The organism is Thiohalophilus sp., from assembly GCF_031581315.1.
In the GTDB taxonomy this organism is placed as follows: domain Bacteria; phylum Pseudomonadota; class Gammaproteobacteria; order UBA6429; family Thiohalophilaceae; genus Thiohalophilus.
On record NZ_JAVLAZ010000002.1, the window covers coordinates 1 to 11,852 of the forward strand.

The following is an 11,852-nucleotide window of genomic DNA, read 5'->3' on the forward strand; positions in this document are numbered from 1 at the left end:
CCAGGCCACCAGGGTCACCTGGGCCAGGTCGCACAAAAACATCAGGATAATGCGCCACGGTCCCAGACTGGCCAGCGTGGAGTCATTATCCGGCGTACAGAAATAGGCCGAATAGGCAATGAACTTGTAGGCGGTGAAAATGATCACCAGCAGGGTCAGTGCCAGGCGTTTCCAGAACTCCGGGTTAGACATCGTCCCCGGAAAATCGGTCAGAAACTGGACATACTCGACGGAGACTACCAGCAGGCCCAGGGCGATCACCGCCAGGATCAGATCACTGATTTTCTCGGAGAGCTTGCTGTAAAACGAATTCATAAATGGTCTCTTTTGTAGTGGCGCCGACGGGGCCTGTGCCACGCGGGCGTTATTTTACCCATTTTTCATCAACCTGGATGGCTGAGAATTTTTTCTCCCGAGGGCTTGATCGTTCTCTAAAAGTTCTCTACAGTTAGAGAACGTTAGGAGAACATATGCTCACTCAACTCGAACAGCGCATACTTGATTTCATTCGGGACTATATCGGTGACCATGAGCACGCACCGACCCTGAGTGAGATCGGCCGGGCCCTGGAGCTCAGCTCCAAGGGCACGGTGCATCGGTATGTGCAGTCGCTGATCGAGAAGGGCGAGCTGGAGCATGTTCAACGTGGATGGCGCGGCATTCGACTTGCCAGTCCCACTCCCACTCGATCCACAACCCTCCCGCTGGTGGGTCGGATTGCCGCAGGCCACCCTATCGAGGCCATTCCCGGCCAGGAAGAACTGAATCTCAGCGACATGTTTGTGGGGCGCGATCGCTACGCTCTGCAGATCAAGGGCGACTCCATGATCGGCGTAGGCATTCTCGATGGCGATCTTGTGATTATCGAACCCCGGGATCGCGCCGAGTACGGCGATATCGTGGTCGCGCTGATCGACGAAGAAGAAGCCACACTCAAACGTTACAAACGCTATGCCGACGGCCGTGTGGAACTGAGTCCGGAGAACCCGGATCTGCAACCGATGGTCTTCGATCCGCGCCGGGTCCGCATCCAGGGGATCCTGGTCGGCCAGCTGCGCACTTACCAATAAGCATTCCGGTGGATCATGCCGGATCGATCCCCTTCCCCGTCCGCCGTCACGCCCGCCTTTAAAGCCTGGCCACGCGCCATTTTGCTGGTGGACATGAACGCCTTTTTCGCCTCGGTGGAGCAACGGGATCGACCCGAACTTCGCAATCGACCGGTGGCCATTACCAACGGGATACAGGGCACCTGTATTATCACCTGTTCCTACGAGGCGCGCGCTTATGGCATTCATACCGGCATGCGCCTTAAAGAGGCGCGCCAGTTATGCGCCGATCTGATCCAGGTCCCGGCCCGGCCACAACGTTATGCCGCCGTCTCCACCGAAATCATGGCGGCGCTGCAGGCGGCGATCAGCCCCGATATGGAAATCTTTTCGGTGGATGAGGCCTTTCTCGATATTACCCATTGTCAGAAACTGCTGGGTCATCCGGCCGATATTGCGCAGCGCGCCAAACAGGTGGTGTTCGACGCCTCGCGCCTGCACTGTTCGGTCGGTGTCAGCGGCGACAAGACCACCGCCAAGTATGCCGCCAAGCTCAACAAGCCCGATGGCCTTACTGTCATTCACCCCGACGAGGCTCGCGAGCGGCTGGCGGATGTGCCCGTGACCGAACTGTGCGGCATCAATCGCGGCATCGGCGAGTTTCTGGCCGCCCGCGGCGTGCACGTCTGCGGCGACATGGCCAGACTCCCCATCGGCGTGCTGGCACAGCGCTTCGGCAATCCCGGGCGGCGCATCTGGTACATGGCACAGGGCGAGGATCCCGATCCGGTGCATATCAATGTGGCCCCGCCCAAAACCATTGGCCACGGCAAGGTGGTTCCGCCCGACACCCGTCAGCGGGAAATGTTACTGACCTTTTTATTGCACATGAGCGAGAAAGTCGGCGAACGGCTACGGCGCCACAGCATGCTGGCCCGGGAGTTTTTTATCGGCGTGCGATGTCGTCAGGGCTGGCTGGGCGAGCGGTGTCAGGCACGCCTGCCGACGGATGATGGCCGAATCATCTACCAGCTTTGTCAGCAGGTTCTGCGCCACGTCTGGCAGGGCGAAGGCATTCATCAGGTGCAGGTCACGGCGCTCGATCCGCACAGCGGCCATCAACAACTGCAACTGTTCGAACCGGCCCCCATCCAGCAACGGGCCAGCAATGAAGTGATGGATGCGATCAATCAGCGCTATGGCGAGTTTACCCTGGCCCCGGCCCGGCTGCTGGGTCGCTCCGAAATGCCCAATGTGATCTCACCGGCCTGGCGGCCGTTCGGTCACCGCAAGACAATCTGAACAGCTGACCTGAATAATGCTACAAGGCGAAATCACCCGCGCGCTGCTGAAACCTCGATCGCCATTTTGCTCTACTGCTCTACAACAGGTTTTGAATGTCTTGCCTTTAACTGCTCAACATGCTCAATCAGGCTATCTACCGTGTTTCTTAATAAGTCCAGCTCTTCAATTTCGAGATTATCCAGTTGCTCCAGATTGTATTCGATGGTCTCGATAATTTTTTTGTGCGGACGCTGCATGGGTCGCATGAAATAGGTGGTGACGGTCGCCACGATGGTGCCGAAAAACAATATGGATCCAATTACGATCCAGACTCCACCGATCAACTGAGCCGTTCCGGAGGTCGGCGTGTCGGCAATCCCGGCAGTGGAAAATGCCGCCACACCCCAGTAAAGGGCATCGCTATAGCTTGTTATTGCGGCGGCAGGAACATTTTGCTCGGCCAGATAGATGCCGAAAGAAAATCCCAGCCACAATATCACCAGCAGTAACACCATTCGGGTCACAGGGGTATGCGTATAAACATCACTGACGAACCGCTTGAACCGTTTATGCGACAATCGTTTTTTCATCATGCCCGCCTGGTTAATCACGTTATGCGCTCGGCCACGACTGGCGTAACAGGCGCCGTTTTATTCAGGACGGAACTGGCGCACTGCCCGGGCCAACCACTTGAGATGCCGATGCTGTGTTTGCGTATCGAGATCAGCATAGCGCAGTAACAGGTACGTTTGTGTGATTTGTCGAATCCGCCCGGTCTTTTCCGGCTGTTCCCGAATCGCGCGTTCGCCGAAAGCACTGGGCGTTTCGGCCGGTAACTTGGTGATGCCGCGCCGCGCAAGCTTGCGCAAAAAACGCCGGTAAAGCCGGTTAACCCGTTTATCGGCCCCCGGGCCCGATCGAAATACCAGCGCCGCAATGATCAGCAGAGCCAGTGACACCATCGCCATCAACAGGAAGACCAGTTTGCGCCAGTCGATGTCCTCCAGGCCCAGGGCCCTGAGCAGGGCATTCTGTCGATTCTGATTATAACCGACCACCCACTGCTGCCAGCGGTTATTCACAGCATCCCAGGCATAACCGGCCCTGTGCAGAGAACGCAGCCACCAGGGACGTTCGGCATTCAGCCGGCTGCGCACCGCCGGCTCTCTTTGGGCCAGATCAGCGCTCAGCTCGATCCGGGAAGGTGGTATGACGCCCGTGGGATCGATCCGGACCCAGCCCCGCCCTCGCAACCACACCTCGCTCCAGGCGTGAGCGTCGGACTGACGCACGATCATGTAATCGGCCAGCGGATTCATTTCGCCGCCGTAATACCCGGTGACCACCCGGGCCGGAATGCCGGCCTGACGCATCATGACAGTAAAGGCCGAGGCATAATGCTCGCAAAAACCGCGCCGGGTCTCGAAGATAAACTCGTCAACCGGATCATCGAATAGCAGTGGCGGCTCGCGGGTATAATAAAACGGTTGCTCGCTGAAATAATTCAGTACGCTCTGGATCAGCTGCGCGGATGACGTCGTTTGCGCGCCCAGCTCTTTCACCAGCTCACGTGTACGGGGTGACGTCTCCGGCGGCAGGGCGAGATAACGTTCCCGCTCCAGAAGGACATGGGGATCAAGCCGGTAATCTGTATAGGAGCGCAGTTCATAGCGAAATACCTCGCCAATCCGCCGGCGTGACAGCAGCTGATATTCACTGTTGAGCTGCGCCTGTTCAGGAAGCGTGGCCGGCATCTCCAGGGCAAACAGCCATTGCCGGTTATGCGGCTCCAGGGTGATCTGGTATTCCAGCGCCGGACCGTTTGAGTCGAGATCAAACTGTTGTGGTAAACGAATCCGGTTGGGCTCTGTTTGCCATTTTCTACCGTCGTATTGCCACAGGATCGGCCCGCGCCAGTAACGTTGTGCCGGAGCTGGTCGGCTCCCCTCGAACTGAACACGAAAGGCCACCTCGTTGGAATCAACAAGTCGGCTGATTCGCCCCGGTTCCATTTCATCGCTCAGGCCGGTGCGTGAGGCTCCGGCATCTTCCGGCAAACCCCACAGGGGCCCCGGAATACGCGGAAACAGGACAAACAGGATCAGGGCCACCGGCAATGCCTGCACCAGCAGTCGAAAAGCGAGACGCAAATCGCCCAGCAAGGGTTCCCGGGCCAACGGGCGGCTCGGCTGCTGAAAACTGATCAGGCTGGCAATCAACAACGCCACGACCACCAGCGTATAGGCTCCCATCAGCAAGGACTGGCTGAACAGGAACCCCGTGACCATGACAAAAAAGCCAAGAAACACGACGACCGTGACATCCCGCCAGCTGCGCATTTCAAACAGCTTGAGTGCCAGCATCAAAACCAGTAACGCGGTCCCCGCTTCACGCCCCACCAGCGTGCGATAAGTGAGCAGCAGCGCCGCAATCGCGAGCAGGACCAGCAGGATGCGCATAAACCGGTTTGGCAACGGAACCCGGCCGGCATCGTGCAACAGTCGCCACCCAATCACCGTCAGCACGGCGGCCGACAACCAGAGGGGCAGGTGCGGTAAATGGGGCAATACCACCAGCGCGATGCCGGCTAACAACAAGGCATTGGGCAGCGGCAAGCGTTTCAGCCAGCCCATCTCATACTCCAAACAGGGCGAGTGCCTGCAGGCACTGTTGTTGGTGAGCATGGCCGCGACCCGGTTCAATGATCTGATCGGGTAACCACAGTCCGTATTCCAGTCCCTGTTGTTCGGCCTCGATCACCCAGCGACACAATTGCGACAGGCGGGCTTCGGTCTCCCTGCCCTCGAGCATGCGCCAGTCGAACCACAACCGTTCACTGCGATCGCCGCCGAACTGCTTGGTCAGCAGCCCCTGCTCACGGGCCAGGGCTTTCCAATGCACGTGCTTTAGCGAATCCCCGGTGCGATAACCGCGCAGGCCGGCAAAGTCATCACTGCCAATGCCCTGATCACCAATTAGACTGGCCATATAGCGGGAGGTTTGCGGCAAGCGGGACTCGGCGGCGGGCCGGGGATAGACCAGATAATACGAATCCGGCACCACATGGCTCCAGGCCCGAAACAGGCCCAGGGGGAAGGTACTGGCCAGCGTGAAACGGCCGACCGGTTGCCAGCCCCGTTCACCGGCGGGCCGGTGCAACGACATCACGTGCTGACTGGATGGCGGAATGGCACAGCTTTTCGGTTCCTGCCCGGCAAAAGCCAGTGCGATCTGTTCGCGCCGCTGCGTACCGGGATTGTGCAATACCACGGGAACGGTCACCTCGCCACCGGCAAAGACCGGTTCAATACTGGCCAGGCGCACCTCGAGTCGCAGCAGATTACGGTAGGTGTGCAAAATCCCGACTATCGCAATGCTGCCCAGCAGGAACGTCAGGAAATAACCCAGGCTGTTGTTATAGTTGATTGCCCCGAGCAGGATGATCATCAACGTCACGGCGAAAAACAGCCCCTGGCGGGTCGGCAGAATATAGACATTGCGCCGATTGAGCACCCAGGGAGCGGCACTGGGTGCATCGCCCTTGAAAAAACGCGCCAGATTAAAGCGCTGGACGAAACTCAGGCGTTGTGCGCGACGGGCCAGGCTCATGCGCGGTTCCATGCGTATCTCAGGGGATAGGCACGTCCAGCAACTGTTGCACCAGTCGCTCGACCGCCTGATCGCTTTCGCCGGTGACCGGCCGCAGCCGATGCATTACCACGCCGGGCAGCACGGCCTGCAGATCATCGGGCAGGACATGATCCCGATCCTCCAGCAGCGCCCAGGCGCGGGCGGCGCGCAACAAGGCCAGACCGGCACGCGGAGAAAGGCCGACGGCGATCTCCGGATGTTCCCGGCTGAGGGTAATCATCGCCTGCAAATAATCGAGCAAATCTTCACTGACATGAACGCGCGCCACCGCCTGTTGATAACCGAGCAGGTCCTCCGGGTTCAGTACCGGCTGCAGATGTTCCAGCAACTCACGGCGATCTTCGCCGCCGAGCAAGGCCCGCTCGGCCGACGCATCGGGATAACCCAGCGCCAGGCGAATCAAGAAGCGATCCAGCTGGGACTCGGGCAGGGCAAACGTGCCGATCTGGTAGGTTGGGTTTTGCGTGGCAATCACGAAAAAGGGTTCGGGTAAGGCCCGGGTTTCACCTTCAATGGTGACCTGTCGCTCTTCCATCGCCTCCAGCAGCGCACTCTGCGTCTTGGGCGTGGCGCGATTGACTTCGTCGGCCAGGATCAACTGGGCAAAGATCGGCCCGGGATGAAATTTGAACTGCCCCGTGCCCTGTTCATACACCGAGACACCGAGAATATCGGCCGGCAACAGATCGCTGGTGAACTGGATGCGGTGGTATTGCAGACCCATTACCGCCGCAATGGCATGGGCCAGTGTGGTCTTGCCCACACCGGGCTGATCCTCGATCAACAGATGACCCCGGGCCAGCAGACAGGTGACCGCCAGGCGAATCGCCCGCGGTTTGCCGACGATGATCTCGCCAAGACGTGAAATGGCCTGATGCAGGGGGCGAATATCGGGTTTGATCGGACTGTCCATAATCACTCGACGAAAAAGTCTGAAGAATCTGACACACTATTATATAGTAGGTTCACCCGGCATATCGGCGTCAGGCGCGCACAGTTTACCGAATTATGACGTTCCACCTATATAAATTCCTGTCGTTGTGCGTGATCCTTACCACGCTTTCGGGCTGCAGTTCGCTCTCCTATTACCTGGATGCGGTTAACGGCCATGCCGGGATTCTTAACCACCAGCGCCCGGTCAGCGAGGTCATCGCCGATCCCGCTACCAGTACTGAACGACGTGCCGCCTTGCTGGATATCCAGCGTGCCCGACAATTTGCCGTCGAAGCATTACAGCTGCCTGATAATGACAGCTATCGCTATTACGCCGATATCGATCGCGAGTATGCCGTATGGAATGTGATTGCAACACCCGAATTATCGGTCGAGCCTCGCCAGTGGTGTTTTCTGTTTGCCGGTTGCCTGAACTATCGCGGTTATTTCAGTGAGCAACAGGCTAATGAGTATGCTGGCGGACTGGAGCAGGAAGGTTACGATACCTATGTTGCCGGGGCACGCGCCTATTCCACCCTGGGCTGGTTCGACGATCCGCTGCTCAATACCATGCTGTTGCGTGATGAAGCCCGGCGGATCGGTATTGTGTTTCATGAGCTGGCGCATCAGAAACTCTATCTTGCCGATGATCCGGCGTTTAACGAAAGCTTTGCCGTATTTATCGAACAGGAAGGGGTCAGGCGCTGGTTCGCCACCCGGGATCGCAAACAGGCCTACGCCCGTTATCGCCGAACCCTCGAACGCCGTAGCCAGTTTCATGCCCTGTTACTGGCTACCCGCCAGCAACTGAAAAAACTGTATGCCAGCGATCACCCTGATACCGTCAAGCGAAGACAAAAACAGCATCACTTCGCACAGCTCAAACGGGAGTATCAACGCCTGAAACAACAGTGGGGCAGTTATGATGCTTACGACAGCTGGATGCAACAACCGCTCAATAACGCCCATCTGGCACTGATCGCCACCTACCGCGAACAGGTTGCCGGCTTCGAGCGGTTGCTGGATTCACTCGATGGCGATCTGACCGCCTTTTATCAGGCGGTAGAACAGATCGCCCGACTCTCCCCCGAACAACGCAAAGCCGCCTTGCTCACCCACGCTGAGTAAAAACACCCGCACCTTCAGCACTCAGCACTCAGCACTCAGCACCCTCAAGTTAGATGATCCGAACTACTGATCAGATCCTGAAGGGGCTTTTTTCCCGGCAAAGGGCTCACCTTGGGATCCATGTGATTTTTCATGGCATCCACCGCGTCCTGCAGGACCTTGAGTTTTTTGGCCAGCTTGTAAGCAGTGGGAAAGTCCTCGCCGGGGACATTCTGCTTCAGACGTAATGCGGCATCATGGGTAAGGTGCAGCAATTGAGTGAGGTCGTGTAGTGCCTCAACCGTGTTTTCCAGTGATTCATCATCGTCCCGGACCATATCCGTCACTCCTGTATAAACGGTTACGTCGTACCGGCGATCCTGCCGGCGGCTTTCGGGGGTGAAAGACGACAAACGTTAAATATCTATCGCGTTATTCATACCTGGAGCATAGCAAAGAATGTGAACTGGATCACATCTATTTAGTATGTGTTTAATGGGTTAACCGCCGGTATATCTCTGATATTTTATAAGGTAACTCCCGGACTTCCCGGACCAGGGTGAAGCTGGCCGGGCCATACAGATGTGGCAGATAGGCTCTCGCTTCCCTGTCGATGGTGATGCAATAAGGATGGATACCCTGGTGACGCGCCTCTAGTAAGGCCCGGCGGGTATCCTCGATGCCGTACCGGCCCCGGTAATTATCGTAATCGTCGGGCTTACCATCGGAGAGCGTGATCAGTATCCGGTTGCGGGCCTGTTCCTGGTTGAGGATCCCCGACAGGTGGCGGATAGCCGCCCCCATGCGCGTGTAGTCCCTGGGCTGCATGCCACTGATACGTGCCCGCACCCGGGCATCATAGGCTTCCCCGAATTCCTTGATCGGATAAACCTCGCAACGCTCACGCGCCATGCCCGAAAAACCATAGATGGCATAACGATCCCCCAGCGTCTGTAGCGCTTCGGCCAGCAGGATCAATGCTTCACGCTCGGCGTCGTTGACCCAGCCCCGCGTCGAACCACTCATATCCACCATGAACATCACCGCGATATTCCGTTCGGTACGCTGCAGGCGGGTAAACAGCCGATCGGACATCTCTCTGCCATCATGACTGTCGGCCAGTGCTTCGACCAGCGCATCGATATCCACATCATCACCATGGACCTCACGCTTGAGCCGCCGCTGTTCATCCCGCATCGCTTCAAAGTTCTTGCGCAACTGGCGGATCAATCCCCGGTACTTGTCGAGTGTGAGGCAATAAAAATCATCATTAACCGGCGCAACAGGATGCTCTCGGACGGTACACCAGTTTTTTCGATAATGCTGCCGGCGAAAATCCCACTCCCTGTACCAGTATGCACCCGCCTCGGAAAAAGTTCGGTTGGCGTCATCCGGATCCGACAGCGGCTCCTGTAACAACGTCGGTTCGTATTCACCCCGCCCCGCCGGTATCAGATACTCATCGGGTAGATAACCGACATCCTGCACAATGGAAGTGAGCAGTGATCTGGCCTCCTCTGGCAAGATAATGGCCTCATCGTTCAGTGTCAGTTGCAAATCATCCGGCCTGTCCTTTCGCACTCCGTCGCCGGTTTGCGTTTTTAGCTGATAGGCGGCCGGATCATTTCCATCAGTATTCTGGAACTGCTCGACAACATTGCGCAGCAGCTGACGAAAACGAGTTTTCTCGTTTTCCATCCGCCGATCGATGACCCCCTGCAGCCTGTCAGGCTGGATCCGACCATAAAACACGCTGCGTGCTGGCGGCTCGATCGCATCAAGATAATGCTGTGTCAGTTGCAGCGAATCGCTCGCCTGTGCCGTCGGTTTCCGCAGGTCATGACACAACGCCAGCCATTGCCCGTCATACACTTCTCCAAGCTCATCGCGCATACGTTGCAGCGTGCGATACAGCCCGGGCAATTCCCGCTTCAGCCCGGCTTCCACGCGCACTGACTCAAAGGCCTGAAACAAATCCAGAAACTGTTCTGGCTTGCGACACGCCTCCAGGTAAGGCCCCAGCGGCTCGCGAAATGTTCCATAACGAATCTGTGCCCAGTGACAGGCAACCAGGCATTTATAGATTAAAAAATTTTCCTGCGCCGTTGTCAGCCAGTCGATCGAGGAGGGCAGATAGATGATTTCGGTATCGGTAGACAACTGTTCGGCAGCGCACAGCTGCAGCCGGCGCCCCGACAGGCCATAAACAAAATGCGACAGGACACCGCAGACTTGGTCAAAGAACGCGGTGCTGGTGCACTTTTGCCTCAGCTGAACAAAATCCTCCAGCGTGCGAATCGTTTCCAGCGCTTTATGCAGGCCATGCTGATCATAACTATCCATCGCATGCACCACCCAGGCATCGAGGGTCTGGCGATCAGTACTGTTAAGCGCATCAACGGCATGGGTTATAAAGTGGTAAGCCAGTTGAATATTGGCACTGGCAAGTCGTTGGACCCAGGCAAGAAGATACTCCTGCTGGTCGCGTTCCAGCGCCGCAATCACAGCGGCGGTCGTCTCTGTCTTTAAACCGGAAAACCCGACATCCAGCCAGTTGTCGAGTCGCTCGATAACAGTCTGTAGATCAAGTGAAGGAGTGTCGGCCATGGCCGGGATCAGAATAACGAGGAGCTCAGCTCGTTCACCGCACTGACCATTTCACTGTCATCGGTCAGTGCCTGGGCAATGGCTGTGTGACACGCCGTGATCGGGCTAATGCCAGTGCTCATCAATCTGGCCGCGTGGACCAGGAGGCGCGTACTGGCACCTTCATCCAGACCACTACCCTTGAGGTTACGGGTCATGTGCGCGAACCGGACCAGACTGTCGGCCATGGCCGCATCAACACCGGTCTCCCTGACGACAATCGCCGCTTCAAGCTCCTGGTCAGGATAATCGAACTCCAGAGCCACAAAACGCTGGCGGGTGCTTTGCTTGAGGTCCTTGAGCACACTCTGGTAACCCGGGTTATAGGACATGGCCAGGCAGAATTCGTCGGGTGCCTCAATCAGCTCACCCCGCTTTTCCACCGGTAACACCCGACGATCATCCGCCAGTGGATGAATCACCACCATGGTGTCCTTGCGCGCCTCGACGATTTCATCCAGATAACAGATACCGCCGGCACGCACCGCACTGGCCAGCGGCCCGTCCACCCAGGCGGTTTCACCGCCCTTGACCAGGTAACGACCAACCAGATCCGGCGCGGTCAGATCGTCGTGACAGGAGACGGTGATCAGCGGTCGGGCCAGACGCCAGGCCATGTACTCCATGAAACGGGTCTTGCCGCAACCGGTTGGCCCCTTGAGCAGGACCGGTAATTTCTGCTGATACGCGGCCTCGAACACCGCGATCTCATCACCAACCGGCTGATAAAAGGGTTCATCCCGGATGACACACTCCTCCGGCTTGAGAATACTGACCGCACTCATAAACCTGCCCTGACCCGCACTGTCATCGTTGTTATATCGACGTCACGAACGCCAATCCCAAAATCGAGTCAAGGATCTATCGGCAGGGAGGGCGGTGAGATTAACTTCGATTTCGTTCTTCCCGTAGCACGGCGGAGAGAGTCGACGGTCAGGGCGGCGGGTTACAACAGGAGCCCATTCAACCCCACCTCGTCATTCGCCCCTGCCCGAAGGACCGAAGGGCCTGAACATGTAGGCCCGATATAGCGCAGCGGTATCGGGCAACTCCCCGGGGCGCCGGACACCGCTGCGCTCAGTCCGGCCTACTGCTTATGCGAAATCAGGGGACAGGATACGAGTAACCGCGATCAGGAGTGGAGTTACAAAGTCAGCCTAGGCCAACCCACCTCGTCACTCG

General features: G+C 57.5%; 10 protein-coding genes and 1 pseudogene. 3 read left to right on the top strand and 8 right to left on the bottom strand.

Annotation, left to right across the window (positions count from 1 at the left end; genetic code table 11):
- A pseudogene (locus RI563_RS00405) lies at positions 1-315 on the bottom strand (hypothetical protein); the annotation flags it as partial.
- Positions 316-470: 155 nt separating this feature from the next.
- Between RI563_RS00405 and lexA the strand changes: the two are divergent.
- The gene (lexA, locus tag RI563_RS00410; RefSeq protein ID WP_310692337.1) at positions 471-1,070 is read left to right on the top strand and encodes a transcriptional repressor LexA; all 600 of its coding nucleotides are present in this window, start codon (positions 471-473) and stop codon (positions 1,068-1,070) included.
- A gap of 15 nt (positions 1,071-1,085) precedes the next feature.
- Positions 1,086-2,351, top strand: coding sequence for a DNA polymerase IV (locus tag RI563_RS00415; protein ID WP_310692338.1), 1,266 nt, complete (start codon positions 1,086-1,088; stop codon positions 2,349-2,351).
- 71 nt (positions 2,352-2,422) lie between these two features.
- On the opposite strand, the gene RI563_RS00420 is transcribed toward RI563_RS00415, so the two are convergent.
- From RI563_RS00420 to RI563_RS00435, 4 genes are read right to left on the bottom strand one after another with little or no spacing between them, the layout of a single operon-like run.
- Complete coding sequence (locus RI563_RS00420; protein ID WP_310692339.1) at positions 2,423-2,926, bottom strand: potassium channel family protein; 504 nt, start codon at positions 2,924-2,926, stop codon at positions 2,423-2,425.
- A gap of 57 nt (positions 2,927-2,983) precedes the next feature.
- Positions 2,984-4,966: a DUF3488 and transglutaminase-like domain-containing protein gene (locus RI563_RS00425; RefSeq protein WP_310692340.1), complete on the bottom strand. Its 1,983-nt coding sequence runs from the start codon at positions 4,964-4,966 to the stop codon at positions 2,984-2,986.
- A 1-nt stretch (position 4,967) separates the two neighbouring features.
- Positions 4,968-5,942, bottom strand: coding sequence for a DUF58 domain-containing protein (locus tag RI563_RS00430; RefSeq protein WP_310692341.1), 975 nt, complete (start codon positions 5,940-5,942; stop codon positions 4,968-4,970).
- Between the two features lie 19 nt (positions 5,943-5,961).
- On the bottom strand, positions 5,962-6,897 hold the full coding sequence (locus RI563_RS00435; RefSeq protein WP_310692342.1) for an AAA family ATPase: 936 nt from the start codon (positions 6,895-6,897) through the stop codon (positions 5,962-5,964).
- A 95-nt stretch (positions 6,898-6,992) separates the two neighbouring features.
- Between RI563_RS00435 and RI563_RS00440 the strand changes: the two genes are divergently transcribed.
- Positions 6,993-8,045 carry an aminopeptidase gene (locus RI563_RS00440; RefSeq protein ID WP_310692343.1) on the top strand — a complete coding sequence of 351 codons (1,053 nt, stop codon included), beginning with the start codon at positions 6,993-6,995 and terminating at the stop codon, positions 8,043-8,045.
- A gap of 44 nt (positions 8,046-8,089) precedes the next feature.
- On the opposite strand, the gene RI563_RS00445 is transcribed toward RI563_RS00440, so the two are convergent.
- The 3 genes from RI563_RS00445 to RI563_RS00455 all read right to left on the bottom strand — a co-directional run bounded on the left by RI563_RS00445 (position 8,090) and on the right by RI563_RS00455 (position 11,455).
- Entirely contained in the window at positions 8,090-8,362 is a 273-nt protein-coding gene (locus tag RI563_RS00445; RefSeq protein WP_310692344.1) for a hypothetical protein, read from the bottom strand.
- A gap of 154 nt (positions 8,363-8,516) precedes the next feature.
- Positions 8,517-10,631 carry a nitric oxide reductase activation protein NorD gene (locus RI563_RS00450; RefSeq protein WP_310692345.1) on the bottom strand — a complete coding sequence of 705 codons (2,115 nt, stop codon included), beginning with the start codon at positions 10,629-10,631 and terminating at the stop codon, positions 8,517-8,519.
- A gap of 8 nt (positions 10,632-10,639) precedes the next feature.
- Positions 10,640-11,455 carry a CbbQ/NirQ/NorQ/GpvN family protein gene (locus tag RI563_RS00455; protein ID WP_310692346.1) on the bottom strand — a complete coding sequence of 272 codons (816 nt, stop codon included), beginning with the start codon at positions 11,453-11,455 and terminating at the stop codon, positions 10,640-10,642.
- Between the last annotated feature and the right edge of the window lie 397 nt (positions 11,456-11,852).